This is a genomic window from Acinetobacter sp. GFQ9D191M, from assembly GCF_011174875.1.
GTDB lineage: Bacteria > Pseudomonadota > Gammaproteobacteria > Pseudomonadales > Moraxellaceae > Acinetobacter.
On the sequence record NZ_JAALGV010000133.1, the window covers coordinates 1 to 23,900 of the forward strand.

The following is a 23,900-nucleotide window of genomic DNA, read 5'->3' on the forward strand; positions in this document are numbered from 1 at the left end:
TCTATTTCAGGACAAGACATTGATCAAGAACTCTGTAGCAAATAACTGCCTACCAAGAACAGTACCTGTAGGCCAACGACAAAACCAAATAACCACCAACCTTTCTGACGTAATTCTGTTCTATCCATTATTCTGAGCATCTTAGCCATGTCATCACCTCATTCTTGAGTGTTGATACTGAACTGATCTATACCATCTTTCCTTTAAAGTGCATAAATATTGTGCATTATTTACACAATATCACTTCTATGCAGATATAAAAGCAAAATCTAAACCAGTTCAGCGGGAGAAAATTAAATAAATGTTTCAAACTGCTTAAAAAGCAAAAAGCCACCCACTGGTGGCAATTGATAAAGCTAGTCTAAACAAAAGTAAATGATTTTTCTAGTTTTACTAATTTCCCATAAGTTCAAATTATAAAAAAGGGCCGCTGCTGCGACCCTTTTTTTGAAGCTAAATCAGATTAACCAATGAACTTACGCGCATTACGGAACATGCGTAACCATGCACCGTCCTGATCCCAGTCTTCTGGTTTCCAAGAGTGCTGGATCGCACGGAAGTTACGCTCAGGGTGTGGCATCAAGATAGTCGCACGACCATCTTTCGAAGTTACACCAGAAATCCCTTCAGGCGAACCATTCGGGTTCAATGGATATTGCTCAGTCGCATTACCCTGGCTATCCACATAACGCATAATCACCTGATTATTGGCATTCAATGCAGCAATGTTTTCAGCCGATGCTACTACGCGACCTTCACCATGTGCCACAGCGATTGGAAGAATTGAACCTTCCATGCCTTCTAATAATACAGAGTGAGATTTCTCTACACGAACATTGACGCTACGTGCTTCAAATACTTCTGATTTGTTACGATGGAAACGAGGCCAAGCATCTGCACCTGGAATCAGTGGAGCCAATTGTGACAGCATCTGACAGCCGTTACAGATCCCTAAAGAGAAGGTTTCCTGACGGTTAAAGAATTTCTCAAACTGGTCACGAAGCTGCTGATTGAACAATACTGATTTCGCCCAACCACCGCCTGCGCCCAATACGTCACCGTAAGAGAAGCCGCCACAAGTGACAAGACCTTCGAAGTCATCCAGGCTGATACGACCAGCAAGCAAGTCACTCATGTGTACGTCAACTGTATTGAAGCCGACCTTATCAAATGCTGCTGCCATTTCCACATGACCATTTACACCCTGCTCACGCAGAATCGCCATATTTGGACGACGTGAATTAATGTACGGCGCTTCGATTTGCTCGTTCAGATCAAATGTCGGTTGAGCAATCAAACCTTTGTGTGATTTATCAGTAACTAATGCAAATTCTTGATCTGCAGTTTCTACGTTGTCACGAAGACGCTGGATTTGATGAGAAACTTCAGTCCAAGCGACTTGCAGGTCAGCACGTTCCAGTACCAGACCATTTACAGATAACTGGTCAGAGTCGTTCACTGTACCTACTACAGAGATCGCATCTTTCAGAGTAGAAGTCGCGATTTCTGCTTGTAATGCTTCCCAATCTGCTTTCGCTATTTGCAGAACTGCACCGATTTCTTCAGCGAACAATGCTTCAACTGATTGGTCTTCTAGCGCTACGCCTAGACGTGCAGCAAACATCATTTCCGCAACAGTTGCCAGTAAACCACCATCACCGATGTCATGGTAAGCCTTGATCAGACCACGGTTGTTCCAATCTTGAACCAGTGCAAAGAATGCTTTGAAGTCATCGAAGCTATCAACATCTGGAGTGACAGAACCAATGGCTTTATACACCTGAGCCAAGATCGAACCACCCAGACGGAACTGACCTTTAGACAGATCAATACGAACCAGTACAGACTCAATATTTTTCAGTTCAGGTGTCAATGTTTTGCGAACATCAGTCACTGGTGCAAATGCAGTGATCACGCCTGACATCGGAGAAGTGACAGATTTGTCTTCACCTTCGTCATTCCAGGTGGTACGCATTGACAATGAGTCTTTACCCACTGGAATTGCGATACCCAGTGCAGGACACATTTCCATACCGATGGCTTTTACGCCCTCGAATAGGGCTTGATCTTCGCCCGGTTGACCAGCCGCCGCCATCCAGTTCGCAGACAGTTTGATGTCACTGATTTGTTCAATCTTCGCAGACATAATATTTGAGATCGATTCAGCAACTGATAAACGTGCAGAAGCCGCTGGGTTTAACAATGCAACTGGTGGACGTTCACCCATTGCCATTGCTTCACCTGTGTAACCGACAAGGCTGGTTGTTGTTACTGCAGCATCAGCCACAGGAACCTGCCATGGACCAACCATCTGGTCACGTGCCACCATACCGGTAATCGAGCGGTCACCAATAGTGATCAGGAATGATTTAGAAGCGACTGTTGGGTTCTTGATCACGCGATAAATCGCATCTTTCAGATCAGTCACTTTAGACGCATCAAAGTCATCGCCTTTACGCGGAGCAGTTTCATATGAACGGCTCATACGTGGTGTACCACCAAGCATCACTTGCATTGGCATATCCACTGGCTTGTTGCCGAACAATGGATCTTCAACGGTTAAATGACGCGCTTCAGTTGCTTCACCCAATACCGCAAACGGACAACGTTCACGCGCACAGATCGATTCGAATAAAGGTAGAGATTCTGGACGGATCGCCAGTACATAACGCTCTTGCGCTTCGTTTGACCAGATTTCCATTGGCGACATGCCTGGCTCAAGCGATGGGATCTTACGAAGATCAAGCACCGCACCAAGCTCATGGTCATTTACCAGCTCGGGCATCGCATTCGAGATACCGCCCGCACCGACGTCATGTACAGAAACGATTGGGTTTTCATCTTCCATACGCCAGCAAGTATCAATCACTTCCTGACAACGGCGTTCCATTTCCGGGTTTTCACGTTGTACAGAAGCGAAGTCCAAGTTTTCACCCAGTTTACCGCTGTCTACAGATGATGCAGCACCACCGCCAAGGCCGATCAGCATTGCTGGACCGCCAAGCACGATCAGTAGATCGCCTGGTTGAATCGCATCTTTTTCAACGTGGTCCGGACGGATGTTACCGTAACCACCCGCGATCATGATTGGCTTATGGAAACCATTCACTTCGCCATTGACGTTTTGTTCAAACGTACGGAAATAACCAGTTAACGCTGGACGACCAAATTCGTTGTTAAACGCAGCACCACCCAATGGACCTTCAATCATGATTTGAAGTGGAGATGCCATACGTGACGGTTTACCGTAGTTTTCTTCCCAAGGCTGTTCAAAACCAGGAATATTCAGGTTAGATACGGTGAAACCCGTTAAACCAGCTTTCGGTTTACCACCACGACCAGTCGCGCCTTCGTCACGAATCTCACCGCCTGAACCAGTTGCTGCACCGGCAAATGGTGCAATCGCTGTTGGGTGGTTGTGAGTTTCCACTTTCATCAGGATGTGAGCGGCCTGGCTCTTGTATTTATAAACGTGTTGACCGTTATCTTCTTGAGTCGGATAGAAACGTTGCGTATCAAAACCAACAATCACCGATGCGTTGTCTTTATAAGCCGACAATACGTCTGTTGGTGATTCTTTATAGGTATTTTTGATCATCTGGAACAATGACAATGGTTGAACTTCACCATCAATCGTCCATTCAGAACCGAAGATTTTATGACGGCAGTGCTCTGAGTTAGCCTGCGCAAACATCATCAGTTCAATGTCGTTCGGGTTACGACCCAGTTTAGTAAATGCTTCTGTCAGGTAATCAATTTCCTGTTCAGACAGCGCAAAACCGAACTCATTATTGGCTTTTACCAATGCCTCTTTACCTTGACCCAGGATATCAATCGAGTTCAAAGGTTTTGGCGCAGTTTCAGTAAACAACACTGCAGCATCTTCAATCGCATTGAAAACACTTTCAGTCATGCGGTCATGCAAGATCTGTAATGCTTCTTTAGAAAGCTCTTTTTCGCCCTTCAAAGTAAACAAAACACCGCGTTCTAAATGATGAACCGGTGTATTACAGTTGGCAAAAATATCAGTTGCCTTTGATGACCATGGTGAAATCGTGCCTACACGCGGTGTCACTAGAATCTGGATTTCATCACTTGCAGCCTGGCGCAGTTCAAATGATTGACCATCGTTGAGAAGCTGTAAAGCGGATTGCTGTTGTTGCTCGTTGAGCGCTTGGTCAAAAAGATAAACAAATTGACTTTCTAGTGATTGAACAGAACTAATTGACGATAAACGTGTGAGTAGTTGAGCTTTCTTAAAAGAAGAATGTGCAGGTGCACCGGCAACGATAAACATGCTGATTTTGGCTCCACGGGATGATCGAGCGACCATGCCACAATGTGACTTGAGAGAGCGCATATTCTACTGTGAAATACATAAATCGGCTAGAGAGGAAATGAGAAAACTCAAGCGAAAAGCTATAGCATTTTATAAATAATGCTTTTATTTTCAGATAAAAAAATTGAATGTAGTCGCACAGCTTAACACAATTTGTTAAAGAAAAATTAAAACTAGTCAAGAATAATTCAACTTAAAAATTTTGTATTATTTTTCAACACTATTGATCATATCAAGTGGTTTAAAATTTAATCTCAATTTTTAATAAAAATGAGCCAAGAATTGACTTCTTTATTATTTCTTGATCAAAAATAGGTAGCTGCGCTGCTTTTTGCCATCTGTCTGAATGATGATCAACTATATTAAATATTCAGTCCACAGACTAAGATTTACTTTCTATCAAAATTATTGCTCTATAAAAAACAGGCCGTTTGACCTGTTTTTTATTTCAGCTCATTCTTGTAAGCATCTGCTCAGTTATGAAATTCGATAATTCATCAGAAATAGCTTAGGCAGTTTTATTTAATAAAATTCCCCCACCTTCAATTTCTACCACACCATTTTCTCGTACATAAACTTTCCAGTCTGCCAATAGCTCCTGTAATTTTTCTGGATAACGCTCTGCCAGATCTTCTGTTTCACCGCCATCTTCTGCCAGGTTATAGAGTTGCCACTTGTTTGGGCCATTCGGTGCGGGAATAAATAAAGCCTTCCAATCCCCTTTACGTAAGGCTTTTTGTCCGAACAGCTCCCAACCCGTGACATGGTCTTCAGCATGAATATGGGCCTGCTGTTGCTGCAAATACGGCAAAATGCTTTTACCCCGTAATGGCACCAGTTCACGACCTTTATATTGCTGTCCCGGATGTTGGATATTCAGTGTTTCCAGTAAAGTCGGCAGTAGATCCATCACCGTTAAAAATTCATGACTGATGCCATTTTGGCGTGCGAAGCCCTGATGCTTGATGAATGCAGGTGTACGAATTCCACCTTCACTTGTATGCGCTTTATAAAGTCGAGATGGCGCTGTGGCCGCCTGCGCCCAATGCTCACCGTACCAGACATAGGAATTACCCTTGCCAATATTTTCCAGACGATTGTCATAATATTTGGCAATTACGGTCTCAATATCAGGACCAAAGACTGGTAATGCTTCCAGCTGCGCGCCTTCTGCCCCATTATCCGAAAGAAAAATAATAATGGTATTGTCGTATTGATCAGTCTCTTTTAAATGCTTAATCACACGACCAACATTTTGATCTAAACGATCGACCATTGCTGCATAGACTTCCATGGTTCGCGCCGAGAACTGCTTTTCTTCATCCGTCAAACTGTCCCAGAATTTAGTTTTTGCCAATACTGGATGAATCGTAGCATCTTCACCTACTAAACCAAGCTCTTTGATTTTAGCTAAACGCTTCTGACGTAATACTTCAGGACCTTCATCATATACACCTTTGTATTTGGCAATATCTTCCGGATGGGCTTGTAAAGGCCAGTGTGGTGCTGAAAATGGCAAATAGGCAAAGAATGGGCGTTCTGCACGACTCTCATCATCTTGCAGATAATCTAGCAAGCGATCTGTGAAATAGTCCGAACTATAGAAGTCTTCCGGCAATGCCGTAATGTATTCATCATTTTCTGCATAGAGCCCACGAGTTACTTTCAACAGGTCCGGAATTTCTTCTTCTGGAATATCGGGTTCAAACGCATAGTGATTGGCTGCACCCGGGAGCAAGGTAAATGACTTTTCAAAACCACGGCGTGCCGGAAAACGGTCTGGAGTTAAGCCCAGATGCCATTTTCCAGACATGATGGTGTAATAGCCTGCATCATGTAACAGTTCCGGTAGAGCCGCAACCTGATCATTTAAATACCCCTCATAACCCGGTTGGCCTTTCTGTTCAGGTCGTATAGCTTCGGCCATGGAACCCAATCCTGCCAGATGATGATCTGTACCGGAAAGCAGCATGGAACGGGTGGGTGAACAGGTCGAAGCGGTATGGAAATTAGTTAAACGTAATCCTTCCAGGGCAATCGCATCTAAATGTGGTGTTTGGATCTCTCCGCCAAATGCACCCAGATCAGAAAAGCCCAGATCATCAGCGACGATGAGTAAAATATTAGGTGGTGTAGCGTGTGCTGTCGTCATATTTGGTCTGCAAATTGATTTTATTATGGTCATAATTTGCCTGAAATTGCTGGCTCAGCCCTGTCACCAAATTGACAATCTTTCGCTGTATTTCAGCTAAGCTAATTCAAAATGACATTTCATGTCGCACTGCCCTAGTGCTTTACGCTCTTTTTTGGCATGATGCAGAAAGTAGAGAACTGAATAATGATAAATGACTCAAATGCGTTGGTTGGAACTGCTTTCGACAGTTCGGATTGGTAGTAAAAAGCAGAGTACAGAACTGGCCCGTAGCCCGTTCCACAAAGATTATGACCGTATTATTTTTTCCCAGAGCTTCCGGCAGCTCAACCGTAAAACCCAGGTGCATCCTTTAACCCAGCACGATGGTATTCATACGCGCCTGACGCATTCACTGGAAGTCTCCTGTATTGGCCGCTCGCTAGGGATGTTGGCCGCAGAGAAAATTAAAGACCAGCTTCCACCCTGGGTGTCTCCAGCGGATGTGGGCGCCATCATTCAAGCCGCTTGTCTGGCCCATGATATTGGCAACCCGCCTTTTGGCCATGCCGGTGAATATGCGATCCGCGAATGGTTTGATGATGTATCACATACTGACTTCTTAAAAGATTTAAGTCCTGAACAGGAAGCAGATGTACGTCAGTTTGAAGGCAATGCCCAAGGCCTGCGGCTTCTAACCAAGATTGACTATCATCCAAATGATGGCGGCATGCGCCTGACCTATGCCACTTTGGGTGCTTATTTAAAATATCCGTGGCTGTCAAAAACCATGGCATCACAAGTAGATTTACCTGCCAGTAGCCGTGCCAAATTTGGCTGCTATCAGGCAGAAAAAGAGATTTTAAAGCAAATTGCGGAAGAGCTTGGACTAATCCAGCTCGGCGAGTATCGATATTGTCGTCATCCACTGACCTATCTACTCGAAGCAGCCGATGATATTTGTTATGCCCTGATTGACCTAGAAGATGGCATCAGCTTGAACATGCTCAGCTATGCTGAAGTGGAACCGGTATTTTTAAATCTGCTCGGAGATTATGGAACGCCTTCTGAAATCGGCATGCCTGATACGACCTGGCAACAGAAAATTGCTGCACTGCGTGGCCGTGTGATGAAACGTCTGGTGAATGAAGTGACGACTGCTTTTGCACGCCATCATGACCAGATTCTGTCTGGCCAGTTACAAGGCACTTTATTGCAATATTGTTCGTCAGATATTGAAAGTGGTATTAATCGTGCCAAAGAACTGGCACGTGACAAGATTTTTGAACATCCACAAAAAGCAGGCTTAGAAATCATTGCCCATCAAAGTCTGCAAAATATTCTGGATGCCTTTATCCCGCTGACCACACCGCATAAAAACCTGAGTTTTAAGGAGCAACGTTTAATGTCGATCCTGCAACGTTCAGGGGCGAATTTTAAAGACAGCCATTATGACAATATCATGCAGGTGCTGGATATTATCTCGAAATTCTCGGATCATCAGGCTTATAACCTGTCACAGGAATTGCAGGGTAATAAAGCCGGATTGTTATAAAACATCTGGCTGGATTAGATGATTATTGCAGCAAAATCACCTGTTTTGCAGAAGGAGATTTTGCCTTTCCTGAAAATGCTGACTACTATGCTGCAAAACTGAATTGAGTAATGATAAAAGATGATTGGATGCCTGATTGGTGAAGTGCTGGCGCTGGAAGCACCGACTGTATTATTAAATGTGAATGGTGTGGGTTATGAAATCGATACGCCGCTCACTACTTTTTGCCAGTTGCAAAAAGGCCAGAAAATTACCCTATGGATACATCTGGCCGTACGTGAAGATGCACAATTACTGTATGGTTTTTTAAATACTCAGGAAAAAACTATTTTCCGTACTTTATTAAAAGTGAACGGCGTTGGCCCGAAAATGGCACTCGGCATTCTATCTACCTTAAGTGTAGAAATGCTAATTCATACAGTTGAGAATGAAGATGTAAATACCTTGGTTAAAGTTCCAGGTGTCGGCAAGAAAACTGCTGAACGTTTGATGATCGAACTGCGCGATCGCTTTAAAGCCATGTCTGCGGGCACTGCTCCAAGCAATTCGACAGCTCCACAAATTCAGTTTATGGGCAATTCAGCTGTAGCTGAAGCTGAAGCTGCATTACAGTCTCTCGGTTATAAACCGGCTGAAGCGCAAAAACTGGTGAATGCAGCCAAAGGTGAGTTTACCGAAGCCAGTGACATCATCCGTGCTGCATTAAAGTCGATGAATAAATAAGCAATTTACCTATGAGCAAATTTTCAATCCAAAATTTGCTCGAGCTTTGGCGACATGGATGTCGCCGGTTGAGTTAAGGTACAGGAAGTACCTTCAACTCAACAAAAGATTTTTGTTACTTTTGATCTTTCAAAAGTAAGACAACGCCTACACAATGGCAGTTAAACACAAATCATTATTTGAGGCTGTTTCTGCAGCATCAAACAGCTTCGATAAAGAGATTAAGTTAATAGATATGCAAGACCGTCTCATCAGTGGTTCTGAAAAACCCGAAGATCATTTTGATCGTGCCATCCGCCCGACTTCCCTCGATGACTATATCGGTCAGCCCGTGGTGCGTGAGCAAATGGAAATCTTTATTGGTGCTGCTCGTGGCCGTGCCGAAGCTCTCGATCATACTTTGATCTTTGGACCTCCGGGTCTGGGTAAAACGACGTTAGCGAATATTATTGCCCGTGAAATGGGTGGCAATCTCAAATCGACTTCTGGCCCAGTATTAGAACGTGCGGGCGATCTGGCAGCAATGCTGACCAATCTTGAGGAAGGTGATGTTCTGTTTATTGACGAGATTCACCGCTTGTCACCTGTGATTGAAGAAATCCTTTATCCAGCCATGGAAGACTACCAGCTGGATATCATGATTGGTGAAGGCCCTGCTGCCCGTTCGATTAAATTGGACTTACCACCATTTACTTTGGTCGCTGCAACCACACGTGCTGGTCTACTCACTTCTCCACTTCGTGACCGTTTCGGGATTGTGCAGCGTCTGGAATTCTATTCAGTCGATGACCTCACTCATATTGTGAAACGTTCTGCAAGCCTCTTGGATGTTCCAATGACCGAAGATGGCGCAAAAGAAATTGCACGTCGTTCACGTGGTACACCGCGTATTGCCAACCGTTTATTGCGTCGTGTACGTGACTATGCTCAAGTCAAAGGCACAGGTGAAGTCACTCAGGAAATGGCTCAACGTGCATTAGATATGTTGAACGTGGATAAAGATGGCTTGGATACTCTCGACCGTCGTTACCTGTCGATGTTGCTAGAACGCTTTGATGGTGGCCCGGCGGGTGTAGAAGCTTTGGCAGCAGCAATGGCAGAAGATTCAGGTACGCTGGAAGATGTGATTGAGCCTTATCTGATTCAGCAAGGTTATGTGATGCGTACTGCGCGCGGTCGTATTGCGACCAATATGGCTTATTTACAGTTTGGCATAACGCCGCCTGAGCCGAAGTAAGGGTTAAAATTCTTTTGGCTTAGCCATTTTTTATCATAAAGAAAAAGAGCTAATTGACTACTGCAATCAATTAGCTCCAAAAGCACAAACTCGAATCTTTATTATTAAGTAGTTTATTTAGCTATTATAGTTATTGCTCTTTAAGCAAATACTTAGGCTATTTCTTTTAAATTTTATCAATAATAATTATGAAATAATCCAAGCAACTTTAATGCCAAAATAGTATTTAACTTAGAGAAATAGTTGAAACTTAGATAATGAAAGATTTTTAAATCAGATACAAATTCCTTTTAATAATTCTCTATTCGTTTGAATTTTTTAAATAAAATAGACCGTTAAATTTTTATAATTACATAATTTTACAATATCTACCTCTGTAAAATTCCCTTTATCAGCAAGTACTAAAAATGAATATACCGAAAAGGTATGAAATCCATATTCAGAGGGTTTTGGTCAAATGTAGTGCATTATGTAATGCTCAGGCATCTCTTTAACTCTATTCAGATTTTTAAGGTTCTCCCTGATATGAACATGCATAAGACGCTTTCGTTTTGTCTCCCTCTTTTATTTTGCAGTCAACTGGCTTTAGCAGATTGGGTAGATGATTCTGTTAAAGCAGCCGAAGCGCATACCATCAAACTACGCCAGCATATTCACCAATATCCTGAACTGGGCAATATGGAATTCAAAACCTCGGAATTAGTACAAAAAGAATTAAAGTCCTATGGTATTGAAGTACGTAAAGGCTATGCCAAAACAGGTGTGATCGGCGTTCTAAAAGGTTCAAAACCTGGCCCCGTCATGGCATTACGTGCAGATATGGATGCCTTGCCGATTCAGGAAACGGCAGCTGTACCTTTTGCCAGCAAGCAGAAAGGTATTTATCAAGGCAAGGAAACTTATGTGATGCATGCCTGCGGTCATGATGCGCATACTGCAATGCTATTAGGTGCAGCCAAAGTGCTCGCTACCAATAAAGATAAGATTGCCGGAACCGTAGTTTTTGTATTCCAGCCAGCAGAAGAAGGCGGTGCAGATATTGATAACTTTAGTCAAGGTGATCAGATCGGCTCACGTAAAATGCTGGCTGATGGCGCACTCAAGAATCCTCAGCCTGAAGTGATTTTTGGAATGCATGTGATGGCGGGTATGCCAAGCGGCAATATTTTCTATAAAGATGGTGCAATTCTCAATAGCGCGGATCATTTACGTATACAGGTAGATGGCCATCAGGTACATGGTTCAATGCCTTGGGCAGGTCGCGATCCAATTTATGCTTCTGCACAGATGATTAATAATTTACAAAGTCTGGTAAGCCGTAAAGCTGATTTAACCAAAGGCATGGGCGTGGTCAGTATTGGAAGTATTCAGGGTGGTACCACAGGAAATGTGATTCCTAATCAGGTGAATATGGTCGGTACGATTCGTTCTAACAGTGAAGATGTCCGTCAAGGCATTTTAAAAGACTTGCCGGAAATGCTGGAACACAATGCCGCAGCCAATGATGTCAAAGTCAAAGTAGAAATTGCACCCTATGCACCTGTTACCACCAATGACAAAACCTTGACCGAATTGATGCGTCCGACTCTGGCTAAGGTGAATGGTGAAAATAAACTGCATCTGCTTGATAACAATGCTAGTGCCAGTGAAGACTTTGCTTATTATGGCAAGCTGATGCCATCATTGTTTGTCTTCGTCGGTGCAACGCCAGCCGATCAGGACCCAGCCAAAGCAGCACCGAACCATAACCCGAATTTTATAGTCGATGATGCGACTTTAAAAACCGGCGTAGAAAGTCATGTCCGTTTTATTCTGGATTATCCAAAAGTGGCTGATCAGGTACAAGCGAGCTGGAAGCAAAATAACAAAAGCTGATTCTTAGTTCCTCAAGCATGAGTGACTGGTCTCATTCATGCTTTTACTTCGCCGTATTAATAAGCAATTGGCCGTTCCGTACTGGCTTAGCCCCTACTCCATCCAGATTTGACATCTTGTGCCATTGGTCTCAAAGCTCACAGTGCTAAACTTTGACGCGCTAAATTGCTTGACTTTTGGAATGAATAAGGCAAATTCTAAGCCTGCTCCAGCCTCTAAAAACAAGCAATAATTTCGTAAAATCTGCATGGAACAAAACTATGGCGAATCACTTTGAATTCAATATCCGCGTCTATATTGAAGATACTGATGCGGGTGGCATTGTCTACCACGCTAACCATATTCGCTATATGGAACGTACCCGTACTGAATGGTTACGTGCTTCCGGAGTGAGTCACTACTGGCATCAATCCGACTATAACTTTGTTGTGCACAAAATTAACGTCAAATATATGCGCCCAATCCTCATGGATGACCTGATTACCGTGACTGCACGTGTCATTTCATGTAAAGCTTCATCATTTGTATTGCAACAAAATATTTATCGTGGTGAAATCATGCTTGCATCTGGTGAGGTCGAGTTGGCATGTATTAGTGCAGACATGAAACCACGTCGACTTCCTGATGAAATCCGCGAACTGATTCATAAAGAATTGGAACAAGACTAAAAAAATTATTTGGCACACGTAACAGCTATGGCAACTCAGTTAGAATCATCTCTTCAAGTCTCAGATCTTATTTTACAAGCAAGCCCTGTCGTACAACTGGTGATGCTTTCTCTCCTGTTAGCCTCGTTGTACAGCTGGTACCTGATTGCTAAGTTAACCATGAGCTATAAAAAGGCTCAGGCTGACGACGATCATTTCCAGAAAATTTTCTGGTCAGGTGCCGAACTCAAGACGCTTTATAACAATGCCCAGCTCAATTCCAAACGTACTGGTCTGGAAGATATCTTCTATCAGGGTCTGGGCGAGTTCCTTAAACTTAAAAAACGCCATGCTCTAACTGCCCAGTCAATTGAAGGAACCGAACGTATTCTGCGGGTAGGTTTAAGTCGTGATCAGGGACATCTGGAACAAGGCTTGGGTGCGCTGGCCAGTATTGGTTCAGTCGCTCCTTATGTCGGTCTGTTTGGTACCGTCTGGGGCATCATGAATGCCTTTATTGGTCTGGCAGATGTCGATCAGGTTACTTTGGCCACTGTCGCACCTGGTATTGCAGAGGCCCTGATTGCAACGGCGATTGGTTTATTTGCTGCAATTCCTGCGGTTTTAGCCTTTAACCATTTCACATCTAAAGGTGAAGCACTGTACTCTGACCGCGCCCTGTTTGCTGAAGAAATGGTAGCTCTGCTGCAACGTCAATCTGTGGGCGCTACGCAGGACAATGACTAATGGCCATTCAACGTTCAGGACGCTTCGAGCGTATTAAAAAACCACTGAAAAGTGACATGAATGTGGTGCCATACATCGATGTGATGCTGGTACTTCTGGTCATTTTCATGGTGACTGCCCCAATGATTACCAGTGGCATCAAGGTCGATTTGCCGCAGGCCAATGGCTTGCCGATCGAATCCAAAGATGCGCCTACTATCGTCACTTTAAAAGAAGATGGTACTTATTTTCTGGAATATAAAAATCAGACCACAGGTCCTGTCACCCTAGAGGCTTTGACGCAGACTTTGATAGAAGCGCAAAGCACTGCGGAAAGTGAAAACAAGGTCCTCAATGTCGTGATCAATGGTCATACCACCCGCCCTTATGGCGATGTGATGGCCTTGATGTCAAGCCTGCAAGATGCCGGTTTGTCCCAAGTGGGTTTACTGACCAAGCCATTAGAATAAAGTATGAAAAATTATCAGAAACCACCGTTTCAGAAGAAAGCAATTGCGATTGGGTTTACGCTAGGAATCCATGCAGTTGCTTTGGTGGGCCTGCTTTTTCTGGGCATGAGTAAGCCACCTGAACCGCCAAAACAGATTAAAACGGTTTTAATTAAACCTGAAGACCTCAAGCCGGTGACTCGTGAAGAAACCGAGTTTGAAGAAACTGCACATGAAAATATTGCAGAAGAAATTACCCAAACTGCTGAACCGAGTGTAGAGCCTGCACCTGTGGTTCCAACGGCAGCTGCACCGACACCTCCGGCACCGCAGCCTGCACCAGCACCCCCACAGATCGATATTCAAAAAGCTCAGCAAGAAGCCAAAGCGGCAGAGCTTGCTCAAGCCAAAGCCGCTCAGCAAGCAGCCGAAGCAGCAAAACGTGCTGAAGCCGCCGAACAGGCAAAACAGGCTGCTGCCAAAGCCAAAGCAGAGGCTGCACAAAAATCTAAGGCTGAAGCTGAAGCAGCGCGTAAGGCCGAAGTAGAAGCACAGCGTAAAGCCGATGCTGCACAAAAAGCCAAACTTGAAGCGCAGAAAAAGGCTGATTTAGCCGCCAAGCAAAAAGCAGAGGCTCAAGCCAAGGCAAAAGCGGATGCTGCGGCAAAAGCCAAGGCAGATGCCGAAGCTAAACGTAAAGCCGATGCGGCTGCAAAAGCTAAAGCAGAGGCGGATGCTAAACATAAAGCTGACGCTGCGGCAAAAGCCAAAGCAGAGGCTGAAGCTAAACGTAAAGCTGACGCGGCTGCGAAGGCTAAAGCGGAAGCAGATGCCAAGCACAAAGCTGACGCTGCGGCGAAAGCTAAAGCAGAGGCCGAAGCTAAACGTAAAGCTGATGCCGCTGCGAAGGCCAAAGCGGATGCTGATGCCAAGCATAAAGCTGATGCCGCTGCAAAAGCTAAAGCAGAGGCGGATGCTAAACATAAAGCTGAGGCTGCGGCAAAGGCTAAAGCAGAAGCTGATGCCAAAGCCTCTGCAGCCAAACAGGCTGCTGAAGAAGCTGCACAGAAAAAAGCGGAATCTAAGCGAATTGCCTCTACTGCAAAACGTGATTTCGAAAATAAAATCAGACGTGCATGGGATACCCCTGTGGGCTCCTCAGGCCAGAAAGCGACTGCTCGGGTCACTTTGAGCGATAGTGGTTCTGTGGTTTCTGTGGTGGTGAGTGCCAGTGATCCAGATATGAAAGCCAGTGTAGAAGCGGCAGTACGTGCTGCTGCACCTTATCCAATGCCTTCAGATCCGGATGCACGCCGTGAAGCACGAAGTTTTACTTCAACCTTTACAGCTCATTAATGAAAAACAGCCATAATAAAGAAAAAGTGTTATGGCTGTTTTTTTGAGTTAAACTTCAATTGAAACAGATTAAATAATAATCACTCCCCATAGTGATATAACAGTTTGATGATAAATTCGTGGTCTATTTCGCATAAATCCATGCGATGATGTAGCCCAATCACTTATAAATAACTCCGTTGATTTGAGTAAATAACGAATGATGGAAAAGACACGCAAACACCTACTCTGCCTTGCAATCATGACCACTTTGGGTGCGGTCACTGCGACCCAGTCTCAGGCCCAACTGCATCTGGAAATTACCAAAGCTCCTGAAGCTGCTCCTAAAATTGCCATTGTGCCTTTTAGCCAGGATCAGAGTATTTATCCGGTGGTGGAAAATGACCTGAATCGTTCTGGTAAATTTGCCAGTGCCTCGAAGAATTTACCTGCTACAGCACAACTAAATTCGCCAAATGCTGAAGCTTGGGCAGCTGCAGGCGTACCCTATGTGGTGACCGGTTCATCCAAGACCAATCCGGATGGTTCTTATAGCATTCAGTATCAATTGTATGATGTCGAAAAACGTCAATACTTACTGAATGAGTTGCTGACTGTTCCTGCTTCACGTACCCGTCAGGCAGCCCATATGATCAGTGATGCCATCTATCAGGCATTAACCGGTATTCCGGGAGATTTCACTGGCCGTATTGCTTATGTCTTACGTAACCCGGCAACGCCTGAGCAGCGTTATACCTTACAGATTGCCGATACGGATGGTGAACAGCCAAAGACCATTTTGACTTCGCGTGATCCAATCCTGTCACCTGCCTGGACACCGGACGCGAAAAAAATTGCATATGTGTCTTTTGAGACCAAACGTCCGGCCATTTATGTACAGGATCTGGCGACTGGTCAACGTGAAAAGCTGGCCAGCTTCCGTGGTTTAAACGGTGCGCCAAGCTTCTCTCCAGATGGCAAGAGCATGCTGTTCACTGCATCTATGCACGGCAACCCGGAAATCTATCAGATGAATCTGGAAACACGCCAGTTAAAACGCATGACTAACGATAGCGCAATTGATACAGAAGCACGTTATGCACCAGATGGAAAATCATTTATCTTTACTTCAGATCGTGGTGGTTCTCCGCAGATTTACCGCTATGATTTCAATAATGAAAGTACTAAACGTCTGACTTTCCGTGGCGCATTTAATGCCCGCGCGACCTTAAGTGCAGATGGTAAGAAACTTGCATTGGTTCATCGTCCAAGTGGCAGTAACTATAAAGTGGCTGTACAAGATATTAGCTCAGGTGTGACCAATATCCTGACGCCAACCAGCCTGGATGAATCACCTAGCTTCTCGCCAAATGGTCAGATGGTGGTCTATGCCACTCGCGAAGGTAACCGTGGATTGTTATCCATTATGTCTCTCGATGGCCGGTTCCGCATGAATTTGCCAAGTGAAACAGGTGAAGTCCGCGAACCTGCTTGGGCACCAAAATAATAGTTCAATATTTATAAATGCTTTACCCCATAATCAACCTTCATGGAGATGAAGAATGAACAAAGTAAAATTATTTGCACTTCCTTTACTTGCAGCTGCAGTCGTAATGACTGGTTGTGCCAGCCGTAAACCAGCAGCTGAAGTCCAAACTGGCAACCTGGATACCAGTGGCACCACCACTGTAAACACTGAAGGTCTAAGTGAAGATGCAGCTTTAAGTGCTCAAAATATGGCCGGTGCATCTGCTAAAGGTGTAACTGCGGAAAATAAGGCTTATTTAGCTAAACGTGTAGTTCACTTTGACTATGACAGCAGTGAACTGAGCAATGACGATATCCGTACTCTGCAAGCACATGCCCAGTTCCTGATGGCAAATGCCAATTCTCGTGTAGCTCTGACAGGCCATACAGATGAACGCGGTACACGTGAATACAACATGGCGCTTGGTGAACGTCGTGCCAAAGCAGTAGAAAGTTTCCTGATCACTTCTGGTGTAAATGCAGGCCAACTTGAAGCAGTGAGCTATGGTAAAGAAATGCCAGTTAATCCTGGCCATGATGAAAGTGCGTGGAAAGAAAACCGCCGTGTAGAAATCAACTACGAAGCTGTTCCACCACTACTAAAATAAGTGATCATTTAAATAATACATCATTCATAAAAAAGCACTCAATCGAGTGCTTTTTTATTAGAGGGATATTTGAAAGATCAAAGAATAAAATTACTCTTTGCCTTCACCTTCTTCTGCAGTTTGCATGGATTCAATCATGTCGTGTTTATTGAATTTTTTATATTCAGGTTTTGCTTCGTAATCCTTCCACGCTTCTTTCATCTTGTCTTCAGAAATTTCATCGAGATTAATCGCTTCGCTCGGCGTTGGAGTCGCATCAAACTTTAATGTTGTCATCTCTGTGCTCCTATGATCATTTTTTCCTTTGATTCAACATAGCACTTTCCACAGGAGTTGCAAGGGCAAAATCACAACAAATAATTCAGTTTAATTGTCCTTTTCGGACGTTCTCCTCTAAAATATAGCCGTATATCGTTTTGATCTTTTTTCCCCGATTATAAGTCTTGGAGTTTTTCCCTTATGTCATACCGCACCTTATCCCAATTTCTACAACAACAAAGCGGGAACCTCACACCTGAACTTGCACAAGTAATTGAAACAATTGGAAATACCTGCAAGCGTATTGACCAACTCCTGCAAAAAGGTGCTCTAGCGGGTGTATTAGGTAGTGCTCAACATGAAAATGTTCAAGGCGAAGAGCAGAAGAAACTGGATGTGATTTCTAATGATTATCTGATTGATGCATTAAAAGTACATCCACATGTAGGCGGTTTAGCGTCTGAAGAACTGGATGAATTCACTTCAGCTCAGGAAAATGGTCAATATCTAGTATTGTTCGATCCACTTGATGGTTCAAGCAATATTGATATCAACATGTGTGTGGGTACCATCTTTTCAATTCTTCCTGCAAAAAATAGTGTAACTCAGGCAGAAGACTTCATGCAGGCTGGTGTCAATCAGGTTGCTGCTGGTTATGTGCTGTATGGCCCATCAACCATGATGACACTGACTGTGGGTGCCGGTGTGGTATTCTTCACTTTCGATCCTGAAACTCAAGAGTTTCTGTTGACTTCTGAAGCGATTCAGGTAGCTGCTGATACTAAAGAATATGCAATCAATGCATCGAACCAGCGTCACTGGGAAGCGCCTGTACAGCGTTATATCGATGAATTGCTGGCAGGTAAAACAGGTCCTCGCGCCAAAGATTTCAATATGCGCTGGGTCGCTTGTATGGTCGGCGATATTCACCGTATTCTGTGCCGTAGCGGGATCTTCATGTACCCATACGACTTAAAAGACCCAACTAAAGCAGGTCGTTTACGTTTAATGTATGAAGCCAATCCAATGAGTATGCTGATGGAACAGGCTGGCGGTGCATCAACGACTGGTCGTGTCCGCATTCTTGAAATCGAACCTACAAATCTGCATCAACGTGTTCCTGTCATCATTGGCTCAAAAAATGAAGTTGAGCTTGTGACCAGCTACCACCACTAATTTTTAAACGGCAGTTGATCTTTGATTGACTGCCGTGGACTTTCTTCTTATGCCAACCATCTTCCTTGAATCCAAAGACAATCCTAAAATTAAACACTTACGCGGTTTAATTGAACAGAATTCTTATCGAAAAAAACAAGGACAGACTGTGCTTGAAGGCACGCACCTGTGTCTTGCATGGTTACATGAAAACAAGAAAATCAATTCGATCTTCACGACTGAACATGCTTTAGCGCATCCTGATTTCGACATTATTTTAAACAAATATACCGGTGTGGTCTTTGTCATTGGTGAATCGCTTTATAAGGACCTGAGTACCTTAGGCACTTCGATTGCATGTATGGCGATTGTCGATATTCCAAGCTCAAGCCAGGCACTTGATTTTACGGCTGACACTCTGATCCTTGAAAATGTGCAGGATCCCGGTAATGTTGGCACCCTGCTACGTTCAGCAGCAGCTGCCGGTATTGATCAGGTCATTTGTACTAAGGGTTCAGCATCTCTTTGGTCACCACGGGTATTACGTGCAGGTATGGGCGCGCATTTTTCTTTGCAAACTTTTGAAAATATCGCACTGGAAGACCTTTTACCGCAATTCAAGATTCCGGTATATGTCACCAGCTCACATCGTTCTAGCAGCCTGTACAGTAAAGACTTGCGTAAAGCCTGCGTCTGGATTCTGGGCAATGAAGGTCAAGGCGTATCTGACTATGCCCTGCAACATGCCGAAGCGGTGACTATTCCACAGCCAGGTGGACAGGAATCCCTGAATGTTGCCATTGCAGGCTCTATCTGTTTCTTTGAGATGGTGCGTCAACGTATCTAATACGGTATTTAGGTTACATTGTTTTAATTCCAGTCAGTGTATTTATAAAATAGATTACACTACAAAAATAATAAGTTTTATTGTCAACCAAATCGTTATTCCCAACGTTATATGCACATGAACTTGGGAATAATGGTGGGTATCCAATGACAGGATTTTCCATCTCTATGGATTTAGCACCGAAACCGTTGCAGTCACAAGATGCGAGTATTCTAAAGAGTACGGCAGAGTCTCGCCTGAAAAATTTCATGCAGGACGTGACTGGGCGTGCTTTGGTGATGATGGAAAGTGCGACTCAAGGACAACATGGGATCGCAATGGATCTGGTTCAGGAAGCTTTTATTGCTTTGCATAAATCTTATGCAGAGAAAAGCACTGAAGAGTGGTATCCCCTGTTCTATACGATTCTGAATAACAAATTACAGGATTGGCGTCGTAAAGAAGCACGTCGCAACCAGCCCTTTTCCTTTTTCAAAAAAGTCAGCCTTGATGACGACGAAGTCGAATTTGACAATCTGGTAGATGAATCTACGCCCTCACCTTTAGAATTTCTGGATCAGGCAGTAACTGCTGAAGAAATTCAGGAGGCGATTGCCAAATTACCTGTGCGTCAGCAGCAAGCATTTATGCTCAGAGCCTGGGAAGGCTTTGATACTCAAACTACAGCGCAAATTATGAACTGTACAGAAGGCAGTGTGAAAACCCATTATCACCGTGCTATTCAAGGTCTACGTGCCTCTCTAGCACACTTAAATCCATATCTGGGAGGATCATCCGAATGAAGCAAGATGATTTCTTAAAGCAAGTAACTTCCAAACTTGATGGACTGGCACAGCACCACAAGGATAAACCGGTGGTGATGAATCATGTGCTGGAGCATATTCAGGACGCACAACATTCACGCTTTGCATTTCTAAAAATGTCTGGCTTTGCTCTGGCTGCTGCGATTGCTGGCGTGGTAGTGCTACCGAATATTGTCAGCCATAACGAACCTCAGACTCAGGCAGTATCTACCCCCAAACTCTCCCCACAGATGCTTGAAGATCTGGAAATGTTAATGGTTTTAGGTGAGGACAAAGTTCCACATGGCAGCTAAAAGATTAGCAATTGCATTTTGTGCATTCAGCTTCCTGCAAACCAGCTTTGCGGGATTTGAACGTTTTTGGATTTTTTCCAAAGATGCCAATACGCAGGTCAACGAAACCTGGGATACACTTTCTGATTCCGAGCAACTGGCATTAATTAAACGTTATCAGTCCTTAAAAGAAATGCCTGAACAGCAACGTATTAATTTACAGCAACGCATGGATTGGTTCACCCAGCTTCCTGAAGCTGAAAAGCAGCGTATGCGTGAAACCTGGCAAATGATGAGCAGCCAGGAACGTAAGGAGTTAGGGGCACGGATGCAAAAAGCAACACCAGAAGAACGACTGGCGATCCGTGAAGAATATATCCAGAAATACCAGCAACTCACTCAACCTAAAACTCATTAATTTAAGTTAAATAAAAAAGCCTCCATCTGGAGGCTTTTTTCATGCTGCAATTATTTTCTAACTCGGCGATATCCTGCCAGACCTAATAATCCGAACAATCCCCAAATTCCAAATGAACCACCACCACTTGATGATGTATTGGTATTTTTAGCCGTATTTTTTAAGTTAATTCTAGCTGTATCTGACATCAACTCATCTGCATCAAAAACATGATACTGCATATCATAATCTGACTGACTAAAAGTATTTTTCACACTAAAGGTTAATTTTCCACCATAGCAGGTTTCACCTGCAAAATTTCCTGGGCATGGTCCTTCTCGCTCTGCGGAAAGGTTTACTCCGGCAGGAAGCTTGACAATGCGAATTGGAATCTCACGACCATCTTTATCACGATAGAAAGCAGCCTTGCCATTCATCCGTGGACCATCACCATCATCGCTGTCATTCTCTAATGGATTCACAGTTACGGTCAGATTGTTCTCTGCGCTAATTCTATATTCATCATTTTTTACAATCGGTTTAATATTTACAAATGCGCCCTGCAAAATACCTGTACTGCTGGCACCTGTCTGCTTGTCTTTAATTGTATAACGGCAATACTCCGTATCCGAGAGACTGGTTACTTTGCCATCAGTACGATACATCATGATACGGTTTAAGTCAGGCTTCCATTCACATTTTAAATTTGGGTCATTCGGCGCACCTTGAACAATTAATGAACTGCCTGATCCAGATAAAGACCCTACACCTAAAGATTGCACTGTAATTTCATAATTTTGTGAATTTAATGCTTTAGCTTGTACTTGAGTATTATTTAAAGTTTCTTGAGGCATGACCAAACTAAATGGATTAACGTATATGGCACGATATTTCTGGTATTGCTTGGTATATTTTAAAAGATCCTCATATTCTTTTAGCTCTTCCTTTAAGCCCTGTATTTCCTCAGGTTTTGTATTCTTATCGGCCAGAATAGAATTAATATCATCAATATTTTCCTGATAATAATCCAGCAACTCTGTTAAAGAACTATTTTTTAGGCCAGAAATATCTGCTGCAGTTAAGCGCCGGATTTCTACTGACCCAATTTCACAGGAATTTTTTGCGTCCGGATTAAATAATAAGGTTGCCTTAGTCAACCGCTCAATTCCACGCTGATCAGTTTCTTCACAACTTTCTGTACCGATATTGACCAGATCCGTATTCGATTGTCGATCAATAGGATAATACATCCCTAAATAACGGTTATTTACAGAAGGTTCGATATAAGCAGTTAATAGATCTGTGATCTGATTACTGGATACATCAATATTCGTTGAAACACTGTTTTCTGCCAGTTCAGGTAATATACAGCGTGAGGAACCACTTGTATGAATCGCATTATAAGCAGTAAATAAATCTACACCTTGTTCTTTACTTGGATTCCCACCATTCAAGGCATATTCACAAGACAAGCCCTGGTTAAAGGCCAACACGTTATAAGCCAGACTCGAATTACCAGTATTGTCATAAAAGATGGTAGAGCGAGCAGTATTTTCGACAATCGTGTTATTAATGGCACTAAAAGTGAAGAAAGAACTTAATGGACGGCTGATTTCATTAGCCATTCGGAAAATATGACCTGTAGTACTGGTCGTATTTTTTGCAATCGTAGAGTTACTAATATCAGCTTTGGCATAACCACAGAAGTCCAGAATACTGGCCGTATCAGTAGAACCATTTTTGACAATGCTGCTTGCGCTAATTTCTAGCTTGGTCTCTGTACTGCCCAAATTCCCCACACAATCCATAGCCAAGACACTGCCATATGTAGCTGCTTTATTCTGATGAATTAAGGAATCCTGAATCCTGATAACTTTTTCATTATTCATCGCCACTGCATAAATTGCTCCCCCTTCTGCAGCCGCTCGTGAATTTACAATTTCACTATTCACGAGGCTTAGAGGACCGGCGACATAAAATGTTCCACCATTACCTTTATCCAGACTGGTTTTTGCAGCATAACCATCTTTCAGGATGACACCATTTACCACCATGCTGGCTTGGCTAGCGACCGTATTAAATAAGCGGGTTTTCCCTTGGCCTGAAATGGTGGTTGTTAAAGCCTCACGTGTTGGATATAAAAAGGTAATAGGACTTCTTTGAGTATAATTGAAGGGTGATTTTCCAAAAATATTGACATGGGATTCAACAATAATTTCACTATTGAGTTTGTATTCCCCAGCTTCGAGTTGGATGACATCTGGAGCGGAACCATCATTACGCAATGTACGGCCAACATTGCATCCTCCATAGGATTTATCCAGCTTGGCTGTCTTAATGGCTTCACGCAAGGAACAGGCACTGGTATTTTCCCCGTCCTCGTCAGCAAATGTAGTGACATATATGGTTTTATCTTCGGCTGCCATTAAACTCATGGCAGATAAAATCATGGCTGCAAGCAGTCCTTTTTTATAATTTTTCATGATTTTTCCTTAATCTTTTAATCTGCGACGTAGGCCGATCAACCCTATCAAGCCCATTAAGCCAGCAATCCCCCATGCCCCACCCGAGGTCTTCACAGACTTGTCTTTCATTTCATTTTTAGGTTCCTGTACAATCTGGGTACTTAAAACCAGATAAGGTTTGGACTTATTAAATCGTGTAGAGGAAGTAACTACCTGAATTTCAAAAATGTCAGCACCATGCCATTGTGAATCTGGGGTATAAACAACATTCCCATCAATATCAATGACTGTTTTGCCCTTGGAAACAGTTTTGGTTTGGATAACCTGTAAGCAGCCATCTTGCCAAGGCTCACCCTTTGGATTCTCTCCAATAATGTTATTGCATTGCTCTTTAGGAATTAAATCACTATCTCCTAAAGCAGATTCAATTGAAAACTTTGCAGTCTCTCCTTTTAGAAGATCCTGTCCAACCAGACTGGTAGATGTTGGAACTGTAATTTCAATCGCACCACGGTCACAAAATAAGTTATCTAGGGTGTGTTGACACTTTT

20 protein-coding genes and 1 pseudogene are annotated in these 23,900 nt (G+C 43.5%); 15 read left to right on the forward strand and 6 right to left on the reverse strand.

Annotation, left to right across the window (positions count from 1 at the left end; genetic code table 11):
- Positions 1-23: 23 nt before the first annotated feature.
- From G5T77_RS17290 to G5T77_RS15975, 3 genes are all read right to left on the reverse strand, one after another.
- Entirely contained in the window at positions 24-149 is a 126-nt protein-coding gene (locus G5T77_RS17290) for a KGW motif small protein (protein WP_252719426.1), read from the reverse strand.
- 314 nt (positions 150-463) lie between these two features.
- Positions 464-4,297: a phosphoribosylformylglycinamidine synthase gene (purL, locus tag G5T77_RS15970; RefSeq protein WP_166138736.1), complete on the reverse strand. Its 3,834-nt coding sequence runs from the start codon at positions 4,295-4,297 to the stop codon at positions 464-466.
- A 550-nt stretch (positions 4,298-4,847) separates the two neighbouring features.
- Positions 4,848-6,491 (reverse strand): arylsulfatase, encoded by a 1,644-nt coding sequence (locus G5T77_RS15975; RefSeq protein ID WP_166138739.1) that lies wholly within the window; start codon positions 6,489-6,491, stop codon positions 4,848-4,850.
- 193 nt (positions 6,492-6,684) lie between these two features.
- On the opposite strand from G5T77_RS15975, the gene G5T77_RS15980 reads away from it, so the two are divergent.
- From G5T77_RS15980 to pal, 10 genes are all read left to right on the forward strand, one after another.
- Positions 6,685-8,025 (forward strand): deoxyguanosinetriphosphate triphosphohydrolase, encoded by a 1,341-nt coding sequence (locus G5T77_RS15980; RefSeq protein WP_166138742.1) that lies wholly within the window; start codon positions 6,685-6,687, stop codon positions 8,023-8,025.
- A gap of 120 nt (positions 8,026-8,145) precedes the next feature.
- Positions 8,146-8,748, forward strand: coding sequence for a Holliday junction branch migration protein RuvA (gene ruvA, locus G5T77_RS15985; protein ID WP_166138745.1), 603 nt, complete (start codon positions 8,146-8,148; stop codon positions 8,746-8,748).
- A 235-nt stretch (positions 8,749-8,983) separates the two neighbouring features.
- A complete protein-coding gene (gene ruvB / locus G5T77_RS15990; RefSeq protein WP_166138764.1) occupies positions 8,984-9,985 on the forward strand; it encodes a Holliday junction branch migration DNA helicase RuvB in 1,002 nt (333 codons plus the stop codon).
- Between the two features lie 531 nt (positions 9,986-10,516).
- A complete protein-coding gene (locus tag G5T77_RS15995) occupies positions 10,517-11,860 on the forward strand; it encodes an amidohydrolase (protein WP_171521906.1) in 1,344 nt (447 codons plus the stop codon).
- Positions 11,861-12,120: 260 nt separating this feature from the next.
- Positions 12,121-12,528 carry a tol-pal system-associated acyl-CoA thioesterase gene (gene ybgC / locus G5T77_RS16000; protein ID WP_034170923.1) on the forward strand — a complete coding sequence of 136 codons (408 nt, stop codon included), beginning with the start codon at positions 12,121-12,123 and terminating at the stop codon, positions 12,526-12,528.
- A 27-nt stretch (positions 12,529-12,555) separates the two neighbouring features.
- On the forward strand, positions 12,556-13,254 hold the full coding sequence (gene tolQ, locus G5T77_RS16005; protein WP_166138751.1) for a protein TolQ: 699 nt from the start codon (positions 12,556-12,558) through the stop codon (positions 13,252-13,254).
- Positions 13,254-13,703 (forward strand): protein TolR, encoded by a 450-nt coding sequence (tolR, locus tag G5T77_RS16010; RefSeq protein ID WP_159124030.1) that lies wholly within the window; start codon positions 13,254-13,256, stop codon positions 13,701-13,703. The genes tolQ and tolR overlap by 1 nt, the downstream gene beginning before the upstream one ends.
- 3 nt (positions 13,704-13,706) lie before the next feature.
- Positions 13,707-15,038, forward strand: a complete 1,332-nt coding sequence (tolA, locus tag G5T77_RS16015) for a cell envelope integrity protein TolA (protein ID WP_166138755.1) — start codon at positions 13,707-13,709, stop codon at positions 15,036-15,038.
- A 202-nt stretch (positions 15,039-15,240) separates the two neighbouring features.
- The gene (gene tolB, locus G5T77_RS16020) at positions 15,241-16,524 is read left to right on the forward strand and encodes a Tol-Pal system beta propeller repeat protein TolB (RefSeq protein ID WP_171505601.1); all 1,284 of its coding nucleotides are present in this window, start codon (positions 15,241-15,243) and stop codon (positions 16,522-16,524) included.
- A 55-nt stretch (positions 16,525-16,579) separates the two neighbouring features.
- Entirely contained in the window at positions 16,580-17,152 is a 573-nt protein-coding gene (gene pal / locus G5T77_RS16025) for a peptidoglycan-associated lipoprotein Pal (protein WP_159124033.1), read from the forward strand.
- Positions 17,153-17,242: 90 nt separating this feature from the next.
- On the opposite strand, the gene G5T77_RS16030 is transcribed toward pal, so the two are convergent.
- Positions 17,243-17,428, reverse strand: a complete 186-nt coding sequence (locus tag G5T77_RS16030; protein WP_159124034.1) for an NF038105 family protein — start codon at positions 17,426-17,428, stop codon at positions 17,243-17,245.
- 183 nt (positions 17,429-17,611) lie between these two features.
- Here G5T77_RS16030 and G5T77_RS16035 point away from each other — a divergent pair, with 183 nt between their 5' ends.
- The 5 genes from G5T77_RS16035 (at position 17,612) to G5T77_RS16055 (ending at position 20,905) form a co-directional block, all read left to right on the forward strand.
- A complete protein-coding gene (locus G5T77_RS16035) occupies positions 17,612-18,586 on the forward strand; it encodes a class 1 fructose-bisphosphatase (protein ID WP_166138758.1) in 975 nt (324 codons plus the stop codon).
- Positions 18,587-18,635: 49 nt separating this feature from the next.
- Positions 18,636-19,412 carry an RNA methyltransferase gene (locus tag G5T77_RS16040; protein WP_159124036.1) on the forward strand — a complete coding sequence of 259 codons (777 nt, stop codon included), beginning with the start codon at positions 18,636-18,638 and terminating at the stop codon, positions 19,410-19,412.
- 167 nt (positions 19,413-19,579) lie between these two features.
- Complete coding sequence (locus tag G5T77_RS16045; protein ID WP_159124054.1) at positions 19,580-20,194, forward strand: RNA polymerase sigma factor; 615 nt, start codon at positions 19,580-19,582, stop codon at positions 20,192-20,194.
- The gene (locus G5T77_RS16050; RefSeq protein ID WP_004784617.1) at positions 20,191-20,508 is read left to right on the forward strand and encodes a hypothetical protein; all 318 of its coding nucleotides are present in this window, start codon (positions 20,191-20,193) and stop codon (positions 20,506-20,508) included. The genes G5T77_RS16045 and G5T77_RS16050 overlap by 4 nt, the downstream gene beginning before the upstream one ends.
- Positions 20,498-20,905 (forward strand): DUF3106 domain-containing protein, encoded by a 408-nt coding sequence (locus G5T77_RS16055; protein ID WP_159124038.1) that lies wholly within the window; start codon positions 20,498-20,500, stop codon positions 20,903-20,905. The genes G5T77_RS16050 and G5T77_RS16055 overlap by 11 nt, the downstream gene beginning before the upstream one ends.
- A gap of 50 nt (positions 20,906-20,955) precedes the next feature.
- On the opposite strand, the gene G5T77_RS16060 is transcribed toward G5T77_RS16055, so the two are convergent.
- Together G5T77_RS16060 and G5T77_RS16065 are read right to left on the reverse strand one after the other, a co-directional pair.
- Positions 20,956-23,367, reverse strand: a complete 2,412-nt coding sequence (locus G5T77_RS16060; protein ID WP_166138761.1) for a CSLREA domain-containing protein — start codon at positions 23,365-23,367, stop codon at positions 20,956-20,958.
- A 9-nt stretch (positions 23,368-23,376) separates the two neighbouring features.
- Positions 23,377-23,900 (reverse strand): annotated as a pseudogene (locus G5T77_RS16065) (rhombotarget A); the annotation flags it as partial.